Annotated in this window: 25 protein-coding genes; 16 read left to right on the top strand and 9 right to left on the bottom strand. The window is 71.4% G+C overall.

The window, feature by feature from the left end; translation table 11 throughout:
• The 5 genes from SRB17_RS11760 (at nt 1) to SRB17_RS11740 (ending at nt 4,261) form a co-directional block, all read left to right on the top strand.
• Nucleotides 1-681: a maleylpyruvate isomerase N-terminal domain-containing protein gene (locus SRB17_RS11760; protein WP_153537430.1), complete on the top strand. Its 681-nt coding sequence runs from the start codon at nt 1-3 to the stop codon at nt 679-681.
• Nucleotides 682-799: 118 nt separating this feature from the next.
• Complete coding sequence (locus tag SRB17_RS11755; RefSeq protein WP_153537428.1) at nt 800-1,081, top strand: hypothetical protein; 282 nt, start codon at nt 800-802, stop codon at nt 1,079-1,081.
• A gap of 36 nt (nt 1,082-1,117) precedes the next feature.
• Nucleotides 1,118-1,255: a DUF2071 domain-containing protein gene (locus tag SRB17_RS11750; RefSeq protein WP_323375310.1), complete on the top strand. Its 138-nt coding sequence runs from the start codon at nt 1,118-1,120 to the stop codon at nt 1,253-1,255.
• 209 nt (nt 1,256-1,464) lie between these two features.
• A complete protein-coding gene (locus SRB17_RS11745) occupies nt 1,465-3,213 on the top strand; it encodes a carbohydrate binding domain-containing protein (RefSeq protein WP_153537426.1) in 1,749 nt (582 codons plus the stop codon).
• Nucleotides 3,214-3,379: 166 nt separating this feature from the next.
• The gene (locus tag SRB17_RS11740; RefSeq protein ID WP_323375309.1) at nt 3,380-4,261 is read left to right on the top strand and encodes a DMT family transporter; all 882 of its coding nucleotides are present in this window, start codon (nt 3,380-3,382) and stop codon (nt 4,259-4,261) included.
• 40 nt (nt 4,262-4,301) lie between these two features.
• Here SRB17_RS11740 and SRB17_RS11735 read toward each other — a convergent pair whose 3' ends face one another.
• Nucleotides 4,302-4,994, bottom strand: a complete 693-nt coding sequence (locus SRB17_RS11735) for a TetR/AcrR family transcriptional regulator (protein WP_416237041.1) — start codon at nt 4,992-4,994, stop codon at nt 4,302-4,304.
• Nucleotides 4,995-5,075: 81 nt separating this feature from the next.
• Between SRB17_RS11735 and SRB17_RS11730 the strand changes: the two genes are divergently transcribed.
• Complete coding sequence (locus SRB17_RS11730; RefSeq protein ID WP_153537422.1) at nt 5,076-5,897, top strand: SDR family oxidoreductase; 822 nt, start codon at nt 5,076-5,078, stop codon at nt 5,895-5,897.
• 617 nt (nt 5,898-6,514) lie between these two features.
• On the top strand, nt 6,515-7,783 hold the full coding sequence (locus tag SRB17_RS11725; RefSeq protein WP_153537420.1) for a hypothetical protein: 1,269 nt from the start codon (nt 6,515-6,517) through the stop codon (nt 7,781-7,783).
• A 55-nt stretch (nt 7,784-7,838) separates the two neighbouring features.
• Here the strand turns inward: SRB17_RS11725 and SRB17_RS11720 are convergent, their stop codons facing one another.
• Entirely contained in the window at nt 7,839-8,228 is a 390-nt protein-coding gene (locus SRB17_RS11720) for a RidA family protein (protein WP_153537418.1), read from the bottom strand.
• A 72-nt stretch (nt 8,229-8,300) separates the two neighbouring features.
• Between SRB17_RS11720 and SRB17_RS11715 the strand changes: the two genes are divergently transcribed.
• Complete coding sequence (locus tag SRB17_RS11715; RefSeq protein WP_153537416.1) at nt 8,301-9,209, top strand: LysR family transcriptional regulator; 909 nt, start codon at nt 8,301-8,303, stop codon at nt 9,207-9,209.
• A gap of 16 nt (nt 9,210-9,225) precedes the next feature.
• On the opposite strand, the gene SRB17_RS11710 is transcribed toward SRB17_RS11715, so the two are convergent.
• The 4 genes from SRB17_RS11710 to SRB17_RS11695 all read right to left on the bottom strand — a co-directional run bounded on the left by SRB17_RS11710 (nt 9,226) and on the right by SRB17_RS11695 (nt 12,389).
• Nucleotides 9,226-9,708, bottom strand: coding sequence for a carboxymuconolactone decarboxylase family protein (locus tag SRB17_RS11710; RefSeq protein ID WP_153537414.1), 483 nt, complete (start codon nt 9,706-9,708; stop codon nt 9,226-9,228).
• A 214-nt stretch (nt 9,709-9,922) separates the two neighbouring features.
• Entirely contained in the window at nt 9,923-10,090 is a 168-nt protein-coding gene (locus SRB17_RS11705; protein WP_153537412.1) for a hypothetical protein, read from the bottom strand.
• Between the two features lie 335 nt (nt 10,091-10,425).
• The gene (locus SRB17_RS11700; protein WP_153537410.1) at nt 10,426-11,304 is read right to left on the bottom strand and encodes an LLM class flavin-dependent oxidoreductase; all 879 of its coding nucleotides are present in this window, start codon (nt 11,302-11,304) and stop codon (nt 10,426-10,428) included.
• A gap of 65 nt (nt 11,305-11,369) precedes the next feature.
• The gene (locus SRB17_RS11695; protein WP_153537408.1) at nt 11,370-12,389 is read right to left on the bottom strand and encodes an aldo/keto reductase; all 1,020 of its coding nucleotides are present in this window, start codon (nt 12,387-12,389) and stop codon (nt 11,370-11,372) included.
• Between the two features lie 237 nt (nt 12,390-12,626).
• Between SRB17_RS11695 and SRB17_RS11690 the strand changes: the two genes are divergently transcribed.
• From SRB17_RS11690 to SRB17_RS11680, 3 genes are all read left to right on the top strand, one after another.
• Nucleotides 12,627-13,238, top strand: coding sequence for a TetR/AcrR family transcriptional regulator (locus tag SRB17_RS11690; protein WP_323375308.1), 612 nt, complete (start codon nt 12,627-12,629; stop codon nt 13,236-13,238).
• Nucleotides 13,239-13,389: 151 nt separating this feature from the next.
• A complete protein-coding gene (locus SRB17_RS11685; protein ID WP_323375307.1) occupies nt 13,390-14,151 on the top strand; it encodes a tetratricopeptide repeat protein in 762 nt (253 codons plus the stop codon).
• 88 nt (nt 14,152-14,239) lie between these two features.
• The gene (locus SRB17_RS11680; protein ID WP_153537402.1) at nt 14,240-15,592 is read left to right on the top strand and encodes an alpha/beta hydrolase family protein; all 1,353 of its coding nucleotides are present in this window, start codon (nt 14,240-14,242) and stop codon (nt 15,590-15,592) included.
• 53 nt (nt 15,593-15,645) lie between these two features.
• Here SRB17_RS11680 and SRB17_RS11675 read toward each other — a convergent pair whose 3' ends face one another.
• On the bottom strand, nt 15,646-15,945 hold the full coding sequence (locus SRB17_RS11675; RefSeq protein WP_153537400.1) for a hypothetical protein: 300 nt from the start codon (nt 15,943-15,945) through the stop codon (nt 15,646-15,648).
• A gap of 81 nt (nt 15,946-16,026) precedes the next feature.
• Nucleotides 16,027-16,950, bottom strand: coding sequence for a helix-turn-helix domain-containing protein (locus SRB17_RS11670; protein WP_153537398.1), 924 nt, complete (start codon nt 16,948-16,950; stop codon nt 16,027-16,029).
• Nucleotides 16,951-17,063: 113 nt separating this feature from the next.
• On the opposite strand from SRB17_RS11670, the gene SRB17_RS11665 reads away from it, so the two are divergent.
• The 5 genes from SRB17_RS11665 to SRB17_RS11645 all read left to right on the top strand — a co-directional run bounded on the left by SRB17_RS11665 (nt 17,064) and on the right by SRB17_RS11645 (nt 22,497).
• Nucleotides 17,064-17,654, top strand: coding sequence for a non-oxidative hydroxyarylic acid decarboxylases subunit B (locus SRB17_RS11665; RefSeq protein WP_323375306.1), 591 nt, complete (start codon nt 17,064-17,066; stop codon nt 17,652-17,654).
• 127 nt (nt 17,655-17,781) lie between these two features.
• Nucleotides 17,782-19,206, top strand: a complete 1,425-nt coding sequence (locus SRB17_RS11660) for a non-oxidative hydroxyarylic acid decarboxylases subunit C (protein ID WP_153537396.1) — start codon at nt 17,782-17,784, stop codon at nt 19,204-19,206.
• A gap of 42 nt (nt 19,207-19,248) precedes the next feature.
• Nucleotides 19,249-19,497 (top strand): non-oxidative hydroxyarylic acid decarboxylases subunit D, encoded by a 249-nt coding sequence (locus SRB17_RS11655; protein WP_153537394.1) that lies wholly within the window; start codon nt 19,249-19,251, stop codon nt 19,495-19,497.
• 133 nt (nt 19,498-19,630) lie between these two features.
• Nucleotides 19,631-20,722, top strand: a complete 1,092-nt coding sequence (locus tag SRB17_RS11650) for a trypsin-like serine peptidase (RefSeq protein WP_153537392.1) — start codon at nt 19,631-19,633, stop codon at nt 20,720-20,722.
• 128 nt (nt 20,723-20,850) lie between these two features.
• Nucleotides 20,851-22,497: an APC family permease gene (locus tag SRB17_RS11645; RefSeq protein ID WP_153537390.1), complete on the top strand. Its 1,647-nt coding sequence runs from the start codon at nt 20,851-20,853 to the stop codon at nt 22,495-22,497.
• Between the two features lie 33 nt (nt 22,498-22,530).
• Here the strand turns inward: SRB17_RS11645 and SRB17_RS11640 are convergent, their stop codons facing one another.
• The gene (locus SRB17_RS11640) at nt 22,531-24,366 is read right to left on the bottom strand and encodes an arabinofuranosidase catalytic domain-containing protein (protein ID WP_153537388.1); all 1,836 of its coding nucleotides are present in this window, start codon (nt 24,364-24,366) and stop codon (nt 22,531-22,533) included.
• Nucleotides 24,367-24,545: the final 179 nt, after the last annotated feature.

The following is a 24,545-nucleotide window of genomic DNA, read 5'->3' as shown; positions in this document are numbered from 1 at the left end:
ATGAGTTCTGGGGATCCTGTCGCCCCGGCGCGGGCGCTGCGTGCGGCGTACGAGGCGGCCTCGGCGGTTGTCGCGGGCCTGGATGACGAGGAGTCGTGGCTGCCGACCGGCTGCACCGGCTGGGCGGTCCGCGACCTCGTCTTCCACTGCGTGACGGATGCCCAGCGCGCTCTGGTGGCCCTGCACACGCCGGCGCGGGAGCCGGCAGACCGGGACGCGGTGACGTACTGGCAGGACTGGCGGCCGGACACCGTGGGCGCGGCGAACGGACGGCGCTGGGTGCGGGTGAACGCGAGCATGTTCCTCGACTTCCGCCAGCTCCAGGGCCTGTATCTGGAGACGCTGGCGGCGGCCCTACGCGCGGCGGAGGCGGCCGATCCCACGCAGCACGTCGGCACACAGGGACATGTCCTGACGGCCGGGGATCTGGCCACCACCCTCGCGGTGGAGGCGACCGTCCACCATCTGGACCTGACCGTCCAGCTCCCGCACGCACCCGGACCGGCGCCCGAGGGGCTCGCCGCGGTGCGCGCCACCCTGGACGGTCTGCTCGGCCGGCCCGCGCTCCCGGAGTGGAGCGACGAGCACTACGCGCGCGTGGGCACCGGCCGGGCCTCGCTCACCGAGGCCGAGCGTGCCCGGCTGGGCGCTGCGGCCGACCGGTTCCCGCTGTTCGGCTGAAGGAGGGTACGGCCCCCGCGGCGGCGGGCGCCGATCACACACCCAACACGGGGACACTCGGGGGCGACACCTGCGCGGTGCGGGGTTCGCCGCCCGGGTTGATGGAAGCCTCCGCCTCATGCACACCCCACCGAGCATCAACAGTTATGTCGACCGGGTCACCGCCGGCCCCGGCGGGGCGATGACCGTGGAGGTCGGCGCCCTCACCGGCGACCTGACCGTGGCCACCATCCTGCTGTCCGACGGCCACAGCGTGCGCGTCGCCGTGCAGCAGTCCGGCAGCGACACCTGGTACACCCTCGCCGGCAGCCCCGCACCCGTGCCCACCGGGCAACTCGCCGCCTTTCACCGGGATCTGCTGGGCCGCATCCGCCGGGGAGGTGGCACCCGCGCCACCTGAACCGACCGAGCTCACGGGGGCCGCCCCGCGGAGCGGGTGCGGCGCCTGCTCCCGGGCGGGCTCGTCGTGGACACCTGCGAGGGGGCGGCGTGGGTGAGTCTCACGCCGTTCCCCATGGCCGCCGTGCCGCCTGGCCCTGTCGCGCGCGGGGTTGCCAGGATCCGGCACGACTGAAGCCGACGCCGGTCGACACATACTCAACTCGCCGACTGGTGGGGCCGATTGACTCCCATGAACCGGTAAAAGCCCGCTCCCGCACCTTGACCGACAGATGGTCCAGACCAATCATGGACTAGACCATTAGGCCCGTCGGGCCGCACACCGCGCGCGACCCCCGCCCGACCCCCGCTCGCCGGCCTGTCGTTCGTCATCCGGGAGTAGTCATGCCACGTCCGAGACCCGTACGCGCCCTGCTCGCGGGCCTGGCCACCCTGGCCGCCTCCGCGGGACTCACCCTCGGGGCAGGGGGCGCCGCGCAGGCGGCGACCCCGCTGCCCGCGCATGTCTTCGCGCCCTACTTCGAGGCCTACAACGGCGACAGCCCCGCCGCGCTCTCCCAGGCCTCCGGAGCCAAGTACCTGACCATGGCCTTCCTGCAGACCGACAAGAAGGGCTCCTGCACCCCGTACTGGAACGGCGACACCAGCACACCCGTCAACTCCTCGGTCTTCGGCGCCGACTTCAGCACCATCCGCTCGCGCGGCGGCGACGTGATCCCCTCCCTCGGCGGCTACGCGGCGGACAACGGCGGCACCGAGATCGCCGACAGCTGTACGAACGTGGACTCCATCGCCGCCGCCTACGAGAAGATCATCACCACCTACGACGTCTCCCGGCTCGACATGGACGTCGAGGACAACTCCCTCACCAACACCGCGGGCATCGACCGCCGCAACCAGGCCATCAAGAAGGTCGAGGACTGGGCCGCCGCGAACGGCCGCTCGGTGCAGTTCTCCTACACCCTGCCGACCACGACGACCGGCCTCGCCGACAGCGGCCTCGCCGTACTGCGCAGCGCGAAGAGCGCCGGGGCCAAGGTCGATGTCGTCAACATCATGACGTTCGACTACTACGACGGCGCCACCCACCACATGGCCACCGACACCGAGACGGCCGCGAGCGGACTGCACGGCCAACTGGCGGGGCTCTACCCGAATCTGTCGGACAGTCAACTGTGGAACATGGTCGGCGTCATCGAGATGCCCGGCGTGGACGACTACGGTCCGGCGGAGACCTTCACCACCGCCGACGCCACCACGGTGTACGACTGGGCGGCCGCCAAGGGCATCAACACCCTCTCCTTCTGGGCCCTCCAGCGCGACAACGGCGGCTGCCCCGGCGGCAGCGCATCCGACACCTGCTCGGGGATCGCCCAGGACACCTGGTACTTCACGCACACCTTCGCGCCGTTCACCGGCGGTACGACGACCCCGCCGGCCAACGACTTCTCCGTGTCCCTCTCCCCCGCCATCGCCTCGGTCGACCCCGGCGGCACCGCGACCGCGACGGTGAAGACCTCGGTGACCTCCGGCAGCGCACAGACGGTCGGTCTGACGGTGAGCGGTGCGCCGAGCGGAGTGACCGCCTCCCTCAGCCCGTCCTCGGTCACCGCGGGCGGCAGCTCCACGCTCACCGTGAAGACCGGTTCCGGCACGGCACCCGGCACCTACCCCCTGACGATCACCGGCACCGCGGGCTCGACCCGGCACGGCTCCACGCTCACCCTGACGGTCAACGGGTCCGGAGGTACGGCCGCCCTCGGCAACGGCGACTTCGAGACCGGCTCGCTCGCGCCGTGGACCTGTGACAGCGGGGCCGCGGTGGTCTCCTCCCCCGCGCACGGCGGATCCCACGCGCTGAAGACCGCGCCCACCTCCGCGCAGACCGGCCAGTGCGCCCAGACCCTGACCCTGAAGCCCAACACCTCCTACACCCTGAGCGGCTGGGTGCAGGGCCCGTACGCCTACCTCGGCGTCAGCGGAGGCGCGACGGCCAGCACCTGGGCCTCGTCATCGTCGTGGTCGAAACTCACGGTCCCGTTCACGACCGGCGCCTCGGGCACCGTGACGGTGTACGTGCACGGCTGGTACGGCCAGGGCGCGGTCTACGCCGACGACCTCACCCTGAGCTGATCCAACGCTCCGACCGGCCCCGCCCGGTGATCACCGGGCGGGGCCGGCTCTCAGGCGACCGGTGCGCCGGGGCGGGGGGTCACCGAACGGCGTCCGGACGTCCCCTTCCGTAGGCTGAAGAGACCCGAAGCTCCTCCGGGAGGCCTCCCGCAGGCAGGAGACGGTCGTGATCGAACTGGCCGCGGCGTTCGCCGTCGCGGGCGCGGCGAGCAACGCCGTGGGCACCGCCTTCCAGCGCAAGGCCGCGTCGGCGAGCAACCGCGGCGGTCTGCGGCTGCTCGCGGAGCTGGTGCGCCGCCCCTTCTGGGTGATCGGCATGTGCGGTGTGGTCGGCGCCGCGCTGTTCCAGAGCCTGGCCCTCGTCAACGGCCCGCTCGCGCTGGTCCAGCCGCTCTTCATCCTGGAACTTCCCTTCGCGCTGCTCGTCGCCGCCCCACTGATGCACCGGCGGCTGCCCCCCTGGGGCTGGTGGGGCGTCGGCGGCTGTGTCGCAGGCCTCGCCGTCCTGCTGGTCGCCGCCGCGCCGCACGGCGCCATCGACCATGCACCACTCAGCCGCTGGATCCCGGCGCTGTGCCTCTGCCTCGGCGGAATGGCAGCGGCGGTGCTGCTGTCCGGCCGGGACAGCTCGCCGGCCCGGCGCGCCGCGCTGCTGGCCGCGGCCTCGGCCACGGGCAACGCGCTGACCGCCGCCCTGCTGAAGTCGGCCAGCGGCACCTTCGCCGACCACGGTTTCGCGGCGTTCCTGCGGTCCTGGCAGACGTACGGCTTCGCACTGGCCGGCGCCGGGTCCGTGATCCTGCTGGAGAACGCGCTCCAGGCCGGTCCGCTGGTGGCGGCGCAGCCGGCGCTGACGATCGGCGACGCGGTGGTGAGCCTGACGCTCGCCATGACCCTGTTCGAGGAACGGATCCGCACCGGCTGGTGGCTGGTCCCGGGGGCGGTGGGCGCCCTGCTGATCGTCACGGGCGTGGTGGTGCTCAGCCGGGCCGTCCAGCACATCACCGTGCTGCCGGTGGCGGCGGAAGAAGGGCACCTGGCGACCTGAACCGCGGCAGAGCGCGCCGAGGAGAAGAGGGGCGGCGCGGTCAGCGCGGCCGCGTCAGCCGTACGTCCTCCTCCTCGACAAAGGCCTCCCCGACGGCGTGCGCTGCTCTGCCGCTTGCCTGGCGCTGCGCGATGCCGGCGATCCACGACCGGAGGCGTTCACCCTGGGCGGCCATCAGGCCGGGGTCGCGCAAGGTGTTGGTGAGGACGGAGATGCCCTGGTAGGCCGCGACGAGGTCGACGGCGAGGGCGGCGGCGTCGGCACGGCCGAGCTGGGCGAACTGGGACTCCACCCAGTCGAGCAGGGCCCGCATGACCTGCGCGGCGGCCCGGTCCAGACCGTCGTCACGCTTGTCGAGCTCGGTGGCGAGGGTGCCGAAGGGACAGCCGAAGCGGGCCGCGGTCTCACGCTGGTCGACCCAGCCGGCGACGAGGGCCGTCAGCCGGGCGGCCGGATCCGGGAGTGTGTCCAGCTGGACCGTGAGCGCGTCCAGTTGCTCGCAGTGGGCGTCCACCGCGGCTTCGACCAGCTGGTCCTTGGTCTTGAAGTAGTAGTAGACGTTGCCGAGCGGCACCTCGGCGGCGCGGGCGATGTCGCCGAGGGTGGTCTTCTCCACACCCTGCTCATGGAAGACCTGGACAGCCGCCTTCACCAGGCGTTCGCGCTTGCCGCCCCGGCCGGATCGGCCGGGCCGCGCGGACGGGGCCGCGGCGGCGGAATCTGAGTCAGTCACCTGACTAAGGATAGACAACGAGCCGCGCGGCACTCTAGGGTTCTGACTTAGTTAGTCAACTAACTCACTAGGAGAGCTGCCATGATCGTAGTCACGGGCGCCACCGGGAACGTCGGACGGGCCCTGGTCGCGACGTTGATCCAGGCCGGGGAGACGGTGACGGCCGTCGCCCGGCACATCGGCGAGGAGGACGTACCGACGGGCGTGCGGGCGGTCGCCGCCGATCTCGGTGAACCGCAGAGCCTCGCCCCCGCGCTGGAGGGCGCCAAGGCACTGTTCCTGCTCGTGGCCGGAGAGGATCCGGCCGGCATCCTGAGCCAGGCCGCGGCGGCCGGGGCGGGCAAGGTGGTGCTGCTGTCCTCGCAGGGCGTGGGCACCCGGCCGGACACGTACGCGCACGCCGCTCGCTTCGAGACGGCGGTGGCCGAGTCGGGGCTGCGGTTCACCGTGCTGCGCTCGGGCGGACTGGCCTCCAACGCGCTGGCCTGGGCCGAGCCGATCCGCCGATACCGCAGCGCGGCGGCGCCGTTCGCCGATGTGGCGCTGCCGTTCGTCGATCCGGACGACGTCGCCGCGGTGGCGGCGGCCGTCCTGCGCGCGAACGGACACGACGGCGTCACGTACACGCTGACCGGCCCGGAGCCCACCACCCCGCGGCAGCGTGCCGCGGCGATCGCGGCCGCACTCGGGGAGCCGGTGACCTTCGTGGAGCAGAGCCGCGAGGAGGCCCACGCCCAGATGGTCCGGTTCATGCCGCCCGCCGTCGCCGAAGGCACCCTCGCCGTCCTGGGCGCCCCCACCCCGGAGGAGCAGGCGGTGGTCCCGGATGTGGCACGCCTGCTCGGGCGCCCCGCGGCCCCCTTCTCCGCGTGGGCGGCGCGCAACGTGGCGGCGTTCCGCTGATGCACCACGGACCGACCCGCGCTACCCGGGTGCGACGACGGGGCGGGACGGATGTACCGCAGGCAGAGGGCGGACGGCCGGTTGAAGCCGGACCGCCGGCAGAACGAACGTGAGCGACGCTTCCTGCCGGCCGCCCAGCCCGCGCCATCGTCGGCGACCGCCACCCGTGTGATCGTCGTCCGCTATCTGCCCGGCACCCGCCTGAGGCTTCGTCGCATCGAAACCCCCTGCGGCACCGTCGAGTTGAAGCTCACACAGAAGGTCCCGGCGGCCCCGCCCGGCACCGTGCAGGGGCTCGTCATGGGCATGGACCTGTCGACGGCCGAGTACGACGCACCGGCCACGCCTGGTGCTCGCGGAAGCCGAGTTCGCGGCGGACGAGGAAGCCGAGCCCTTCGCTCCCCCGGACGAGTGCGTGGCCGAGGTGACGGACGACGCCCGGGGCGCCGTATGAGCCGGGCGGGTGACGTCGGCGCTGCTTTGCGGCCACTTTGCACGCCACACCGCACCCGATTAACCAGTTTGTATATTTATGACCTTTATGGTGCTAACGACAGGAGTTTTGACCGAGAGTGCGCACAACGCGTTGCGGCAGGGCGCGGGTTGGGATGGTGGCCATGAGTGGGATCAGCCGCCGCGGTGTGGCACGCCTCGGTCTCGGCGCGGGCATCGGGGTGGCCGCGGCGTCGTTCGCCGCATGCGGTGGCGGGGGCGGACGCGACGGCTCCCCCGGGAGCCCGGACGAGCCGCGGACGGTCCGGCTGATCGGCGATGGCTCGACGTCGTACACCGGACGTCAGCCGCACCAGCCGGCGTCGCCCCTGCCCCTCGAACCCGGCCAGACCCCGCCGCAGTTCGTGGTGTTCTCCTGGGACGGCGCCGGCGAGTTGGGCACCGGCCTGTTTCCGCGCTTCCTGGAGCTCGCCCGCGACCACGGCGCGCACATGACCTTCTTCCTGTCCGGCCTCTACCTCCTGCCGGAGGACAAGAAGCGGCTCTACGACCCGCCGAACAACCCGGTCGGCGCCTCCGACATCGGCTATCTCACCGACGAACACCTCAAGGTGACGCTGAAGTACGTCCGTCAGGCCTGGCTGGAGGGCCACGAGATCGGCACACACTTCAACGGGCACTTCTGCACCGGCCCCGGATCGGTGGCCAACTGGACCTCCGCACAATGGCGTTCGGAGATCGAACAGGCGCGGGCCTTCGTCACGTCATGGCGTACGCACACCGGTTGGCACGACGAGCCGTCGCTCCCCTTCGACTACGACAAGGAACTCGTGGGCGGCCGCACCCCGTGTCTGCTCGGCCAGGCGGACCTGCTGCCGGTCGCACGGGAACTCGGCTGGCGCTACGACGCCTCCTCGCCCGGCGGGCTGCAACGCTGGCCGGGGAAGCGGGGCGGCATCTGGGACCTGCCACTGCAGAGCATCCCTTTTCCCGGGCACACCTTCGAGGTGCTGTCCATGGACTACAACATGCTGGCGAACCAGTCCAAGACCACGACGCGGGCACCTTCGTACAACTACCCCTACTGGCGGGCCCAGGCGACACAGTCGTACCTGGCCGGGTTCCAGCGGGCCTACGAGACGAACCGGGCGCCGCTGTTCATCGGCAACCACTTCGAGCAGTGGAACGGCGGCATCTACATGGACGCGGCCGAGGAGGCGCTCCGGCAGATCGCCGGCCGGGAGGACGTGCGTCTGGTCTCCTTCCGGCAGTTCGTCGACTGGCTGGAGGCCCAGGACCCCGAGATCCTGGCGAAGCTGCGCAGCCTCCAGGTCGGCGAGAAGCCGGAGGGCGGGTGGACCGCGTTCCTGCGCCCCGCGCAGCGCGCACGGGACCGGGCGGGCACCGCCGGACAGAGGGCGGAAACGGACTGAACGGTGCGCTCGGACCGCATCATGTGTCGTGGGCCCAGCCGTGACGCGGGCGGGCTCAATCCGCGTGGCGGCGCGCGTCCACCTCGATCTCGATCTTCATGCGAGGGTCGGCGAGGCCGCACTGCAGCATGGTGGCGGCCGGGCGGACGGCGCCGAAGCAGCGGCGCAGCACCGGCCAGCAGGGCTCGAAGTCCGCGCGGTCCGGCAGCAGATAGCGCACCCGCACCACGTCGGCGAAGGTGCACTTCGCCTCGGTGAGAGCGGCCTCGATGGTCCGCAGGCACTGCTCGGCCTGCTCCACGACGTCGTCCGAGATCGTCATGGTGGTGTAGTCGAACCCGGTGGTGCCGGACACATGCACCCAGTCGCCGTCGACCACGGCTCGGGCGTACCCGATCTGTTCCTCGAAGGTCGAGCCGCCGAGGATCGCACGTCGCTCTGTCATGCGCGGAACGCTAGGCGACCAGTGCCGATACGTCTAATACAGAGTTCTTCATCGACTGATATCTCTGGGCATATGGACCGCCCCGAACTCCCGCTGCCGCAACTGCACGCCTTCGTCGTGCTCGCCGAGGAACTGCACTTCGGTCACGCCGCCGCCCGTCTGGGCATCGCCCAGCCCCCGTTGAGCCAGCAGATCCGCCGGCTGGAGGAGAAGGTCGGGTACGCGCTCTTCGACCGTGAACCGGGGCGCGTGCGGCTCACCCCGGCCGGCCGTGCGCTGCTGCCGGCCGCCCGGCAGACCCTGGCCGGGCTCGCCGACGGGCTGGCCGCGGCGCGGGCCGCCGGCTGCGGCCGGTCCGGGCGGCTGCGGATCGGCTTCGCGGCCTCACTGGCCCTGACCGTGCTGCCGGGCCTGCTGCGCGACTTCCGGCAGCGCTTTCCCGACGCGTCCCTCGACATCCGTGAGATGACCACGGCGCCGCAGCTCGACGCCCTGCGCGACAGGACCATCGACATCGGCCTGCTGCGGGAACCCCCGGCCGACATGTCCGAGCTGGGCTTCAGGACCGTACTCAGCGAGGCGTTCGTGGCGGTGCTGCCGGCCGCGCACCCGCTGGCCGCCCGGCGCACGGTGCCGCTCGCGCAGTTGGCGGGCGAGCCGTTCGTCCTGCTGCCGCGCGCCGTCGGCCCGCAGCTGTACGACCGGATCACCGGCCTGTGCGAGGAGGCGGGGTTCTCGCCCCGGATCTCGCAGCACGCGGTGGAGTGGCAGACGGTGTGCGCCCTGGTGGAGACGGGGCTGGGGGTGTCCGTGGCACCGGCGAGCATCCGTCGTATGCGGCTCAAAGGGGTGGCTTTCCGCCGGATCGCTCCCGGCACGGCTCGTACCCGGGTCGCCGTCGCATGGCGCGGGAACGACCGCAATCCCCTGGTCGCCCGGCTGCTGGAGACGATCGGCCAGCACCCGCGGACCGCGCCCTGAACGCGGTCGCGCGCCGTCACCGCTCCGGCCGCACCGGATGCCTGCTCATGATCGAGACCCGGTTGAAGGCGTTGATGGTGACGGCCACCCAGATCACCGCCGCTGTCTGGTCGTCGGTGAGCACGTCCCGCGCCACCGCGTAGGCGGCGTCCTGAGCGGCGGCGTCCGAAGCGGCCGTGGTCGCCTCGGCCAGCGCCAGCGCAGCCCGCTCGGCCGGCGTGAACAACTCGGTCTCGCGCCAGGCCGCGAGCACGCCCAGACGGTCCGGGGTGTCGCCGGCCCGCAGCGCGGCGCGGGTGTGCACGTGCAGGCAATAGGCGCGGCCGTTGATCTGCGACACGCGGAGGTTGACCAGCTCCACCAGGGTGCGGTCCAGGCCGGCCTCGGCGGCGGTCGCCCGGACCGCCTCGGACGTCTGCAACAACGCGTGGTACGCCTTGGGGCTCTGCTTGTCGATGAAGATCCGCCGCGTGGCGCCGGCCGTGACGGGACTGCTCAACCTTGGCTCCTCCGGCTGCGGTGACCGACCACCACCGTACAGATGTTGAATATGAAACTATCATAGGGGGCAAGTGGCGCGACGGCTGGTCGATCCCGGCTCGCTCCGACTGGGCCACATGCCCGCCGTCGAGGAGACGGTCCATGCCACGCTGCGGCGGGATCTGTACGGCCGACGGGTGCCCGAACCGTGTGATGACGACTGCGCGGTCGCATCACCGGCCCTGGCCCGCCGCCGCGCCTTGGGTCACCCGCCCGTTGTGCCCGGGGACGCGTACGTCGTCGAGGGCAACGTACCCGCCGCGGACCACGTGCACGGCTTGGAAGCCGAGCTGCCCGAACTCACCGGCGGCGAGGGCGCCCTGGAGACGGACGTCGGCCACCCCCGCCCGGCCACGACCCCGCAGGCGGACCGACCACAACCCGCTGCACCGCGAGGAGTTCCTGCTGCACGCGCGTCGGAGCGTGTGAGTCGCCGGGGCCTGCCGCACAGTGACCGGGACCGGCCGGCCTGACGCGGGGCCGGGCCGGGCGGCCGCCTCGGCGCCCGGCTCTTGCGGGCCGGAGTCGTCCGTCGTGGTGCTGAGAGGGGCGGGGCGGTCGGATTCGAACCAACGCCCTCCGAGATGATGTCGCGGCGCACTACCTCTGTGCTACGACCCCGCCTTGCCGGTGATCATACGCGGAGCGGCCGGAGGTGCCGCCGGGCCGGCTCGGCTCAGGCCGACGGGCCGATGAGCTCGTCGGTGACCCACCGGGCGACCCCGGCAGGGTACGGCGACGGCAGTCCGAGCACGATGTGCCGGAAGCCGGCGTCGACCGCCGCGCCGATCGCGTGCCGGGTGCTGCCGGGCCGGTCGTAGGACACGGGCAGGTGGATCGAGCGGGTGACCGAGGCGGGGTCACGGCCGATCTCGGTGCAGTAGCGGTCCAGCAGCGCGCTGCGGCCGGCGATGTCGGCGATGTCACCGCCGCCGGGGATGTTCCACAGGTCGGCGTGCTCGGCGACCACGCGCAGCGTGGCGGACGAGCGGCCGCCGATGAGGATCGGCGGGTGGGGGCGCTGGACGGGTTTGGGGTTGCCGAACGCTCCGGTGAGGCGGTGGTGGGTGCCGTGGAAGTCGAAGGGCTCGGCTTCCGTCCACAACCGCCGGATCACCGTGCATGCTTCGGCGAGGCTCGCCACGGCGTGCGCGGAGTCGTGGAAGGGCAGGCCGTGTGCTTCGTACTCGCGGCGGGCCAGGGGATGGCCGGGACGTGAGCCGACACCGATCCCGAAGTCGAGCCGTCCGCCGGAGACGATGTCGACGGTCGTGGCGATCTTGGCCAGCATCGCGGGCGGCCGGAACCGGTTGCTGGTCACGAGCACGCCGATGCGCAGTCGCCGGGTGTGGGCGGCGAGGGCCGAGAGCAGGGTCCAGCCCTCGAAGGCCGGACCGTCCGCGTCGCCGAAGATCGGCATGAGGTGATCGAACAACCAGGCGTGCTCGATCTCCGGGATCGTGTCCGCCTCGCGCCAGACCCGCAGGACGTCGTCGTAGTCGACCTGTGAGGGGGCGGTCATGATTCCGAAGCGAGGCCGGGACGTGTGCGGCATGACTGTTGTTCCTTTCGACGCAGGGAACTCGGTGGTCCGGGACAGCGCCGTGGCGGATGCGTCGCTCACCGGCGTCGCAGTGCCGGGTCGAGCAGCGCGGGCGGGGTGTCGTGCTTCTCCTCGGGGGCCAGGTCGAGACCGGGGGCCACGATCGCGTCGACGGCGTCCAGTACGTCGGCGGACAACACGATGTCGGCGGCGGCGAGTTGGGCGTGCAGGTGGTCCGGGGTGCGGGGGCCGACGAGCGCGCTGGTCACGGCGCGATGCGCGGTCACGAAACCGAGCGCGAGCTGGATCAGCGTGAGACCGGCCTCGTCGGCGACCCTGGCCAGCCGCTCGACGGCTTCGATCCTGGCCCTGTTGGCGGGGACGCCGAGGTCGAAGCGTTGCGGCATGGACGCCGAGCGGTTGGTGGCGATGTCCCGGCCCGCACGGACCGCGCCCGACAGCCAGCCCGAGGCGAGCGGGCTCCACACGAGCACACCGAGCCCGTACTCCTCGGCCACGGGCAGCACATGACTCTCGATCCCGCGCTGCAGGACGGAGTAGCTGGGCTGTTCGGTGACGTAACGGCTCAGGTGGTGCTCACGCGCGGCCCACTGGGCCTGGACGATGCGGTACGCCGGGAAGGTCGAGGAGCCGAAGTAGCGGATCTTTCCCGCACGTTGCAGGTCGGTCAGCGCCGACAGCGTCTCCTCATCGCTGGTGTTCGGGTCCCACCGGTGGATCTGGTAGAGGTCGACATGGTCGACACCGAGGCGGCGCAGGCTGTCGTCCAGCGCGGTGACCAGCCAGCGGCGCGAACCGCCCCGGTGGTTGCGCTCGTCGCCCATGGGCATGGCGGCCTTCGTCGCCAGCACGATGTCGTCACGGCGGCCCGCGATGGCCTTGCCGACCATCTCCTCGGACTCGCCGTCGCCGTACATGTCGGCGGTGTCGATGAGGTTGATCCCGCCGTCGAGAGCGGCGTCGACGATGGCCGTGGCCTCGTCCTGGGTGGTGCGTCCGATCCGGCCGAAGTTCATCGCGCCGAGCGCGAGGGAGCTGACCTGCACGCCGGTGCGGCCCAAGGTGCGGTACTGCATGACTTGTCTCCTCACTGCGGGTGGGAAGCGTCGTGGAAACCGATGACGAGAAGGGGTGTGTCGCGGAGGCCGATCACGGGAGGCGAAGGAACGCCGCGGCGATGGCCTGGCCCGGTCGGGTCGGCTTGGCGGTCGGCCCGGCCCTCTGACACCATGAGTAAGCGGAACATCGTTCCGGTAATGACAATACGGAACCCTGTTCCGTTTAGCAAGGGCGGCTGTGGAAGGAGCGGCACTGTGAACGACAGCGACGAGGAGGCGGGACGCGCGGCCCGGTCGAAGCGGAGCGACGCCCGGCGTAACAAGGAGACGCTGCTCGACGCGGCCGCGGCGGTGTTCGTCACGTCGGGTGTGGACGCGCCGGTGCGCGACATCGCGGCCCGAGCCGGCGTCGGGGTGGGAACGATCTACCGCCACTTCCCGACGCGAGCGGATCTCATCATCGCCGTCTACCGGCACCAGGTGGAGAGCCTGGCCGAGACCGGGCCCGGCCTGCTGGAGACAAGTGCCACCGCCCGCGCCGCACTCGGGCGGTGGATCGACCTCTTCGTGGACTTCCTGGTCACCAAGCACGGACTCGCCGGCGTACTGAAGTCCGACACCGCCGGCTTCGACACGCTGCACGCCTATTTCCTCGACCGGCTCGTCCCCGTCTGCGATCAGCTGCTCGAGGCCGCGTCCGCCGCCGGCGAGATCACCTCCGGCCTGCAGGCCTACGAACTCATGCGGGGTGTCGGGAACCTCTGCATCGGCGCGGAGAGCGATCCCCGGTACGACGCACGCCGGCTGGTGGGGTTCCTGATCAAAGGCCTGGGCGCCGAACGCCCCGACCACAGGCCCGGAAAATGAGGGAGGCGAGCCACGACGTGGGCCGCTGCGCACTGGGGGCGCTTCCTGAAGCCCGCGTGCGAGGCATCCGTATGCTCCCGGCATGAAAATCTTCCGGTCACGCGGCCGAAACGATGCGGGAAAGCCCGAGACATCGCCCTTGGCGCAGGCCATGAGCCTCTTGAAGGACGGGCGCTACGCCGAGGCGGAGGCCGAGGCCCGCGCCGTCGCCGAGGCCCGGTCGGTGCTCCGCCTCGATTCCTTCGCACCGCTGGCACTGAGCCTCTCCGCGCTCGCGATGAGCGCCCAGGGCCGCCATGCCGATGCCCTGGCCACGTACGACGAACTCCTGCCGGTGTTCGGCAGGAGCTTCGGTGCCGAGCATCCGCAGACGCTCAAACTCCGCTCGGACCGCGCGCAGACGCTGCTCACACTCGGCCGGTATGCCGAATGCGAGGCGGAGTGCGCGGCTGTCGCCCGGATCGCCGGCCGCGGTGTGGGGCCGGAGATGCCCCTCATAGCGGGGGCCGCCCGCAATGGACTGATCTTCGCCCTCAACAAGCAGGGCCGCCACGAGGAGGCCGAGGCGCTCGCCCGCGAGGCCCTCGACACGCACCGCGCACCGAGCCGGATGGCCCTGGTCCTGCAACTCGGCCTGGCCCGCAGCCTCAACGGCCAGGGCCGCCACGAAGAGGCTCTTGCCGAAGCGGAGCGCGCCGGCGCGCTGTGCCGCAAAATACCCGTGGAGCTCTCCCGCACGGAATCCTCAGCCGTCGAACTGGCCGTCGCCACCGCGCTTTTGGGGCTGGGGCGCGCTGCCGAGGCCCGCATCCGGGCCATGGCCGCCCACGACGCCTGCCGGGCCGCGTTCGGCCCGGACCATTACCGCACGGCCGAGGCCCGGACGCTGCTCGACCGCATCGACGGCAGGTGAAGCGCGCAGCCCCTACGGATACCCCGAAGGGGAAGATGGGGGACTTCCCCCGATGTGCGGGGAGCCGACGGGCCGTCAGGCTTGATCCATGACGAACGATCTCCCGCCCAAGCCTCGCAGGGGCGCCCGGCCCACTCCTCGCGGGATCACCCGGCGACGAGTGCTCGCCGCCTGCGCCGTCGCCGCGCTGTTGACGCTGACTGCGGCTCTGCCCGCCACCGCGGCCACCCGCCCCGCCCCGTCCACCCGCACCGCCCCGGCGGTTACCACCCCGGCCACCACCGTCCCGAACCCGCCGTCCGCTCCTCCTCTCTCCCTTCCCGTCCCGGGCGGCCGGTTCCGGGTCGGGGAGGTGGACATGCACCTGGTCGACCGTTCTCGACCCGACCCCTGGCACCCCGGGCAGGGCCGGCGCGAGCTGATGGTCAGCCTGTACTACCCCACGACGCGCACGGCCGGCCGTCCGGCGGCCCCGTACATGCTGCCCGCGGCGGCCGACCACTTCGACGGCGTCACAGCGAACGGCTACCTCGGGCTGCACGTCCCGCCCGGCCGGGCGGACTGGGCCCGTACCCTCACCCACGTGACCCGGGGCGCTCCCGTGGCCGCCGGGCGGGGCGGGCGGCTTCCGGTGGTGCTCTATTCCCCGGGCCTAGGTGAACCGCGCACCTGGGGCACGACGTTGGCGGCCGGTCTGGCCGGCCGTGGCTACGCGGTCGTCACCATCGACAATACCTACGAGTCGCCCGAGGTCCAGTTCCCGGACGGCTCGCTCGCCACCATGCCGCCGCCACCCTCGACTCGCGACGCGGCGGATGCGTACCTGCGCGAGGCACTGGCCGTCCGCGTCACCGACACCAGCTTCGTCCTGGACCAGCTCCAGGCACTGAACAGCGGCCGGAATCCCGACGCGGACGGACAGCCGCTTCCGGGGGGCCTGGCCGGCACGCTGGATCCGGCCGAGGTGGGCATGTTCGGCCATTCGATGGGCGGTACGACCGCCGCGCTGGCGATGGACGCCGACCCCCGGATCACCGCGGGCATCGACATGGACGGCAACCTGACGTACCTCGACGGCTCGCTCATACCCGTCGCCCGGCATGGCCTCGACCGGCCGTTCCTGCTCCTGGGCAAGGACGGCGACACGGACACCGGCCCCGGCTGGGAGGCGTTCCGCGCCCACACCCCGGGGTGGAACCGTCAGCTCACCCTGCGCGGCTCCGAGCACGGCTCGTTCACCGACGCGGAAGCGCTCGTGCCCCAGCTGCATCTGCGGCCCTGCGAGCGGACCGACGACATCGGCACCATCGACCCGGCCACCGCGATACACACGAACGAGGCCTATGTCTCCGCCTACTTCGATCACTGGCTGCGCGGCCGCAGCGGCAGGCTGCTGGAGGGACCGTCTCCGAAGTACCCGGACATGGTGTTCGTGAAGTGACCGCGGCGCCGCCGGGAAGAGAGCGGGCGCGGGGGCGGGAGCGCGTCACAGGGCTAGCAGGAGGGAGATTCGTAGCGCGCCAGCTGGTCCTTGACCCACGGGTCGAACACGGCCAGGCGATGCCGGGCGGCAGGGTCGAACATCGCCAGCTGGCCGGCGACCCATGGGTCGATGCACTGCAGACCGCGGTGGTGATGCCCGGCGTGGCCGGCGGGCACCGCCGTTGCGCCGACGGCCGTGTGTCCGGTGGCTCCGGGAGCGGCGGCCGCGGGTCCGACGCCGGCGAGGAGCGCGCCCGCGGCCATCACGGTGGCAGCGCCGGCCGCGCCCGCGTTCCGTATCAGCTGCTTCATGGCCTTTTCCTTCCGGTAGGGCGATGCCGGTGGGGCCGGTGCCGGTAGGCCCTGCGACCGTCCCTCGGCCGGTACGGGCGTCTACCCCGTGGGTCGCGCCTCATTCGTCCCCCGGGCCCGTGCCCGGAAGGCGGCGGGTGCCTCCCCGGTGCCCCGCCGGAAGAACCTGGTGAACACGGTGGCGTCGGGGAAGCCGAGGCGGTCACCGACGGCGGCTGCCGTCAGGTCGGTGTGCCACAGCAGCCGCCGTGCCTCCAGCAGGATCCGGTCGTCGATGAAGGCCTTCGCTCCGGTACCGGCCGCCGAGCGGGTGGCCCGGGTCAGGGTCCGGACGCTGTAACCGAGCGTGTGGGCGTAGTCCTCGACACGGTGGGTCCGGGCGAAGTCACGCTCGACGGCGCGCTGGAAGCGCCGGAACGCCTCGTTGCCGGCTCCGGCCGTCTCGCGTACGCCCTGTGCGTGGGACAGCCGGAGCACGAGGACCGACAGGAGGTGTCGTACGACGTCGATCTGGATCTCCAGCGGCAGGTCGGCGAGCCGTCGGTACTCGCTCCGCAGCAGCTGGAGCACGGCGTCCAGGGCCGCCGCGTCCGGGTCCGTCGGGGTCAGGGGTGTCCGCCAGACGGGCTGGTCGACCCGCGCGGCCTCCACGGTCGCAGGGGTGAGGAACCCGGGCGTGAACAGCACGACGACACCTTCGGCCGCGGCGAGGTCGGAGGCGTACTGGTGCACCTGGCCGGGCCGTACCCACAGCCAGTCGCCCGCGGTCATCTCGCACGCGTCGAAGTCGAGGGAGCAACGCAGCCGACCGCCGCGCACCGCGATCAGCTCGTGGAAGGCGGGGCGCTTGGCCGCGTACGGATCGAGGCCATGGCCGTGGGCACGACCGGGCAGGGCGGAGAGATCGAAGACCTCCGCGCCGGGCGGGGCACCGGCGGCGGCGCGGTAGGGGACGGGGGTGACCTCGGTCCGGTCGGTGGGGCGCGGCTGTCCGTTTTTGTCCATGGTCTGTCGTCAGGATACGCCGATGGTCTCGCAAGGCGCCCTTAGCGTCGATAGTGCGGTGACCGAAATGGTTGCGCACCCCAGCGTCGGACGAACCGAAGGAGCCGATTCCTGTGCGATTGATCGTGGGCATGACGGGAGCGACGGGGGCCGTGTTCGGCGTCCGGCTGCTGGAGAGGCTGGCGACGCTCGCGGAGGTGGAGACGCACCTGGTGCTCAGTCGCTGGGCGCGGACCACCATCGAGCTGGAGACCGGTCTCACGGTCTCCGAGGTCACGGCGCTGGCCGATGTCAGCTATGCGCCGGAGGACCAGGGGGCGGCCATCTCGTCGGGTTCGTTCCGGACCGACGGCATGATCGTCGTGCCGTGCTCGATGAAGACCGTCGCCGGTATCCGCGCCGGGTACGCCGACGGACTGGTGGGACGGGCCGCGGACGTGGTGCTCAAGGAGCGTCGCCGCCTGGTCCTCGTCCCCCGCGAGACACCGCTGAGCGAGATCCATCTGGAGAACATGCTCGAACTCGCCCGCAAGGGGGTGCAGTTGGTGCCGCCGATGCCGGCGTTCTACAACCATCCGCAGTCGGTGGACGACATCGTCGACCATGTCGTCACGCGCATCCTCGACCAGTTCGACCTGCCCGCGCCCTCGGCCGGACGGTGGGAGGGCATGCGGGCGGCCCGCGCCCTGCGGCCGACCGGCTGACGCCGCGGCGCCCTCTCATCCCTTCGGACCGAGGCCCCCGGCACCCTCCCACGCCCCGGCTCCGGACGACACCCGGCCGCCGCGCCTCTCCTCCCATTGCCAGACTTCCCCGCGAAAGGACTTCCCCATGCCGTACGACGATCTGCGTGGCTTTCTCGACGTGCTCGACAAGGAGGGTCAGCTTCTCCACGTCGCCGAGGAGGTGCTGCCCGAGCCCGACATCGCCGCCGCCGCGAATGCCGCTCCGCGCCTCGGAGACGCGGCCCCGGCCCTGTTCTTCGACAACGTCAAGGGGTTCACGAACGCGCGCATCGCGATGAACGTCCATGGTTCATGGGCCAACCACGCGCTCGCTCTCGACCTGCCGAAGGAGACCGGCGCCAAGGAGCAGGTCGCCGAGTTCGCCCGCCGCTGGGAGGCGTTCCCGGTCGAGCCCGAGTGGCGCGACAACCCGCCGTGGGCTCAGAACACCCTTGAGGGCGAAGACGCCGACATCTTCCGGGTGTTGCCCCTCATCAGGCTCAACGACGGTGACGGGGGCTTCTACATCGACAAGGCCGCGGTCGTCTCGAAGGACCCCGACGACCCCGAGCACAGCGGCAAGCAGAACCTCGGCATCTACCGCATCGAGGTCAAGGGCCGGCGCAGGCTCGCGATCCAGCCCGTGCCGATGCACGACATCGCCCTGCATCTGAAGACGGCCGAGGAGCGGGGCGAGGACCTGCCCGTGGCCATCACCCTCGGCAACGACCCGGCGATCACCATCGCCGCGTCCACCCCGATGAAGTACGAGGAGAACGAGTACGGTCTGGCCGGCGCCCTGCGCGGAGCGCCCGCCCCGATCGCCCGGGCGCCCCTGACCGGGCTGCCCGTGCCGTGGGGCAGCGAGGTGGTGATCGAAGGGGTCATCGAGGGGCGCACGCGTGAGATCGAGGGGCCGTTCGGCGAGTTCACGGGCCATTACTCGGGCGGGCGCAGCATGCCGGTGATCCGCGTCGACCGGATCTCGTACCGCACCGACCCGGTCTTCGAGCACCTCTATCTCGGGATGCCATGGACCGAGTGCGACTACCTCATAGCGGCGAACACAAGTGTGCCGCTGTTCAAGCAGCTGAAGGCGGACTTCCCGGAGGTGCAGGCGGTCAACGCCTCGTACACGCACGGACTGGTCGTCATCGTCTCGACGAAGAAGCGGTACGGCGGCTTCGCCAAGGCGGTGGGACTGCGGGTCCTGACGACGCCGCACGGGCTCGGTTACGCGACCACGGTGATCGTGGTGGACGAGGACGTCGACCCGTTCAATCTGCCACAGGTGATGTGGGCGCTGTCGACGAAGATGAACCCTGCCGGAGACCTGGTCACCGTCCCCCATCTCCCGGTCGTCGAACTGGCGCCGCAGGCACAGACCCCGGGCATCGTGGACAAGCTCGTCATCGACGCCACGACGCCCGTCGCCCCCGACCGCCGCGGCACCTACGGCAACCCGGTCCGCGACCTGCCCGAGACGGCCGCATGGCTCACCCGGCTGCAGGCCCTCGCCGCCCGCCGCTGACCGCCCACTCCCCCTCCCCACACCCCGGCAAGGAGACCCGACATGGCCGAACCCACCCACCCCGGCTGTCCGCGCTGCGCGCACCAAGTGATCGAGCACGTCCACGCCTCCCCCGTCCCCGGGATCTGGGACGTGCTGCAGTGCCCGCGCTGCCTGTACATGTGGCGCACCAGCGAACCCGCCCGGCGCACCCGGCGTGAGGACTATCCCGGCGGCTTCCGGCTGACCGTGGCCGACCTCGCGAACACCGACGAGGTGCCGACCGTACCCCCGCTTCGCCCGGCGACCTGACGGAACGGCACGTGTGCGCGCACCGGGGGAAGTTGTCCGCCTCCGGTGCGCCCGGTACGGCCGCGAACGCTGTGCCGCCCGGCGCCCGGGGCTTATGGTGGGCCGTCACTTGCGTCCGCTCTGAGGGGATCTGATGGAGCCCGGGACCAGGATCGCGCGATACGCCGCCGGCTGGGCGGCAGCCCTTCTGCTCGGTGCCGGCCTCACCACCACGGCATCCGCCGAGACCACCAGGACGCCCCCACACACCCCGGCGCCCGCCAGCACCACAGCGTTCCCAGACACCACCACGGCGTCCCCCGACAGCACCACAAGACCCGTCGGCACCCCCACGGCGGACCCGAACCCGCTCGCCGAGCAGCTCGACACCTACTGGACGCCGGCCCGCATGGAGGCCGCGCTGCCCGCCGATTTCCTCCCGGGCATCGGCACCGGTGCGGCGGCGACCGGAGCGTCCCCCGCCGTGGACGGTCCCCGGCCCGGCGAGTACATCCCGCCCAGCAGGAGCTTCGACGGCATCCCCCAGGCCGGCACCTTCTTCTGGACGGACGCCACCGGTACCGGCCGGACCTGCAGCGGCTCCGTCGTGCACAGCCCCGGCCGCGACATGGTCCTGAGCGCCGGCCACTGTCTGAAGGGCTACGCGGGCACCTCGCCCAAGCGGCATCTGGCCTTCGTCCCGCAGTACCACGACGGCCTCAAACCGTTCGGGATCTACGCAGTGCGCACCGACGGGGTCTACGTCCCGCAGCAGTACTACGACCTGGGTGAACACGCGGGCGCCGCCTACGACTTCGCCTTCGCGGTCACCGACCCCGCCCAGGACGGAACACGCCTGGAGGACGCGGTCGGCGCAGGAGTGCGGCTGCTGACCGGGACCGGCTACTACCACGCCCCGGTACGGATGATCGGCTACCCGGCGGGGGCCGAGAAGCCCCTGGAGTGCTGGAGCTGGACCACCCGGTGGGACAGCGACGACCCGGCCGACCCGGGCACGTTCCCGCGCATCGCCTGCGACGCCTTCGTGGGCGGCACCAGCGGTGGCCCCATGCTCGTGCCCTGGCCCGGTGGATGGGCGGTCGTCGGAGTGATCGGCGGGTATCACACCGGCGGCAACACCCCGCAGGTCTCCTACAGCGCCTACTTCGGCACCGCCACCGAGGCCCTCTACCGTGCAGCGGTCGCCGGAGCCCCACCGGCCGGACCGCGCCCCAGCTCGAGTTGACCGAGGAGCGCGGCTGCTCGGCCGGCGGGCGCAGCCGCGTCAGAAACCGGTGCGTGCACGCTGAGCGCCATGACCGCGTCAGCGTGGCACGATAGTGATGCATATCACCCTATCGAGGGGGTGGACACATGGCTGTGTCCGAAGCAACGCCCGGCCCGAAGACCCACAAGCCCGGCCTTCGGCGCGAGATCGGCTTCGTCGGCCTCATCTGGGCCTCGGAGGGGTCGATCATCGGATCCGGGTGGCTGTTCGGTGCACAGGGTGCCCTGGCGGCCGCAGGACCGGCGGCGATCATCTCCTGGGCCATCGGCGGCGTGGCGATCCTGATCCTGGCGCTGGTGCACGCGGAACTCGGCGGCATGTACCCGGTCTCGGGTGGCACCGCACGCTTCCCGCACTACGCCTTCGGCGGCGCCGCCGGTGCGTCGTTCGGCTGGTTCTCCTGGCTGCAGGCGGCCACGGTGGCGCCCATCGAGGTGCTGGCGATGATCACGTACGGCCAGCACTACTCCTGGGCGAGCGGCTGGGAGAAGGTCAAGGGCGGCGAGCACGTCCTGACCCCGCCCGGTATCGCCGTCGCGGTCGGCCTGATGGCGGTCATCACGGCCGTCAACTTCCTCAGCATCCGGCTGCTGGCCCGCACCAACAGCGCGGCGACCTGGTGGAAGGTCGGCATCCCCCTGCTGACCATCTTCGTGTTCGCCATCGCCCAGTTCCACTCGAGCAACTTCACCGCGGCCGACGGCTTCAACCCCTACGGCGCCAAGGGCATCCTGTCCGCCGTCTCCACCAGCGGCATCATCTTCGCGCTGCTGGGCTTCGAGCAGGCCGACCAGCTCGCCGGTGAGAGCGCCAACCCCAAGCGGGACATCCCGCGGGCGGTGATCGGGTCGATCCTGCTCGGCATCCTGATCTACATCCTGCTGCAGGTCACCTTCCTGGCCGCGCTGCCCGCCTCCCAGATCGGCAGCCACTGGGCCAACTCCGCCTTCACCGCGCTGAGCGGGCCGTTCGCCCAGGTCGCCACGCTCATCAGCCTGGGCTGGCTGGCCACGGTCCTCTATCTCGACGCCGTGATCTCCCCCGGCGGCACGGGCCTGATCTACATCACCGGCTCATCGCGGGTCTCCTACGGTCTGAGCCGCAACGGCTATGTACCCAGCGCCTTCGAGAACACCAACCGGCGCGGTGTTCCCTGGGTCGGGCTGATCACCGCCTTCGTGATCGGCTGCATCTGCTTCCTGCCGTTCCCCAGCTGGCGTTCCCTGGTCGGCCTGATCACCAGCGCGAGCGTGCTGATGTATGCCGGTGCGCCGCTGTCCTTCGGGGTGTTCCGCAACCGGCTGCCCGAGGCCCAGCGCCCCTACCGGCTGCCCGGCGGACGGGTGATGTCACCGCTGGCCTTCATCGTCGCCAACCTGCTGATCCTGTGGTCGGGTTGGACCACCGACTGGAAGCTCGGCGTCGCCATCCTGATCGGCTACGTCATCCTGATCGCGAACCGGGTGTTCAAGATGAACCCCATCACCCCCCAGCTCGACCTGCGCGCCGCGCAATGGCTGCCGGTCTACCTGGTGGGCATGGGGCTCATCGTCTACCTCAGCGACTTCGGTCCGCTCAAGCACCCCTGGTTCCCGCTGTGGTGGGACATCGGGGTCACGGCCGTGTTCAGCCTCGTCGTCTACTACTGGGCGATGGCGGTGGCGCTGCCGGCCGAGCAGATCCAGGGGATGATCGACAAGGTCGTGGTCCCGGAGGAAGAGGACGTCGTCTGACCCGCGGCAGGCGGCTTCACACCTGCCGCGACGTCAGCTCAGCCGGAACCTCTGCGCCGCCGAGCCGTTGCAGTCCCAGATCTGCAGCCGCGTGCCGTTGGCCGTCGCACCGCTGGGCGAGTCCAGGCACCGCCCCGACTGAGGATTCAGCAGCGAACCGTCACCCTGCTGCACCCACTTCTGCCCACCCACACCATTGCAGTCCCACAACTCCACCTGCGTACCGTTCGCCGTCCCATCGCCATTGACGTCCAGACACCGGCCCAGCGTCCGCAGGCTCCCGTCGCCGAAGTGACTCCAGTGCTGGTCGACCGCCCACGACTGGCAGTCCCACAGCTGCACGGCCGCCCCATTGGTGCCGGTGTCGTCGGCGGCGACGTCGACACACTTGCCGCCCGGTCCGGCGATCGGGGCACCGCCGTCGACCGAGAACTTCTGGGCCGCCGAGCCGTTGCAGTCCCAGATCTGCAGCCGCGTGCCGTTGGCCGTCGCACCGCTGGGCGAGTCCAGGCACCGCCCCGACTGAGGATTCAGCAGCGAACCGTCACCCTGCTGCACCCACTTCTGCCCACCCACACCATTGCAGTCCCACAACTCCACCTGCGTACCGTTCGCCATTCCGTCGCCATTGACGTCCAGACACCGGCCCAGCGTCCGCAGGCTCCCGTCGGCGAAGTGACTCCAGTGCTGGTCCTCCGCCCACGACTGGCAGTCCCACAGCTGTACGGCCGCCCCATTGGTGCCGGTGTCGTCGGCGGCGACGTCGACGCATTTGCCGCCGGGGCCGGTGACGGTGCCCTGGGGGCCGTTGGGGACGTCGGTCTCGCCGGAGTAGCCCACGGTGGCGATGTTCGCCTGGACGGCGTTCTCGGCGGCGTCGCTCGGGTAGCCGGAGACCATCACGCCCTCGAAGAACGTGCCCATGTTCCAGTTGCTGTTGTCACCGCCCGTGCCGAGGATGATGCCGCCCTCCTGGTGCATGGGCTGGTAGCCGCCGCGCGTGGGCAGGGCGCCGTTCCACCAGGTGGTGAGCCCGCCCGACTGCGCGTCACCGCCCTTGAGCGCGTACCGCGTCTGCCCGTCGTTCTTCAGCACGGCGGTGACGAAGGTGCTGCCGTTGCCCCGGTTGGCGGTGTTGGAGCCGTTGTCGCCCTGGAACATGCCGTTCTCCAGGTCGGCCTCGACCCAGGGCCCGGACCCGGTGCACGGTGCGAAGTAGCAGGTGGTCGCGAGGCTGACGGCGTCCATGTGGCCGTTGCCGGTGTCGGCCGGTGTGCTCTCGGCGTTGCCGTAGTCGAAGCAGCAGGCGGAGCCCACGTGGGTGCCGCTGGCCACCATGTAGGCGCCCTCCGGGTGTCCGTTCACGGCGACACCTGAGGCGGCGCCCGTGTACCGGTAGCCGACGCCGGGCGAGATCCACACGCCGTACACCTTGTGTCCGCCGGCCGTGACGGCGATCTCAGAGGCGTCCGCGCCCCGGTCCGCGCCCATGCCGGACGTGCCCGCCGGGCCCGGGGTGAGGTCGTTGTGCCGGGAGGTCTGGTCGTAGATCTTCGTGATGGCGCACGTGGTGTCCGCGCAGAACGTGTCCTGCCGGCCGGCGTCGGCGTAACCGCCCGAGGACAGCAGCCCGATGTCGGCGCCGGCACCGTCGGAGGCGCGGGTGACCCGGTACAGCGGGCCGTCGTAGGCGGAGAAGAGCGCGCGCACCGTGCTGTGCGCGGCCACGCAGGGGGTGCCTGCGGCTGCGTAGATGTCACAGGGCAGCGAACCCGCGGCCTGTGACGGTCCGGGCAGGCCGAGCAACGCGCCCAGGACCAGGCCGACGACGGCCAGGAGCGACGCGAGCGATCTGGGGCTTCCGCGCATGCTGGGCTCCTCGATGGGGGTGATCGGGGCTGGGAGCAGTCGGGTTGGAGCGCCGGGAGCGGCCGTTGCGGAACGTACGCACCATGGTGATTGCCGTCAAGATTTGTGGCTTTGGCCTTATGAAAAGTTTTGGACTTGGGCCAAGTCGATGTCTCTGGGCCGATGTGACGCCCTGTCAG

Origin of the sequence: Streptomyces sp. RB17 (assembly GCF_009604455.1) — a bacterium.
Lineage (GTDB): Bacteria > Actinomycetota > Actinomycetes > Streptomycetales > Streptomycetaceae > Streptomyces.
Note: the sequence above shows the minus strand (reverse complement) of the source record. Positions and strands in the feature narration are given on the sequence as shown.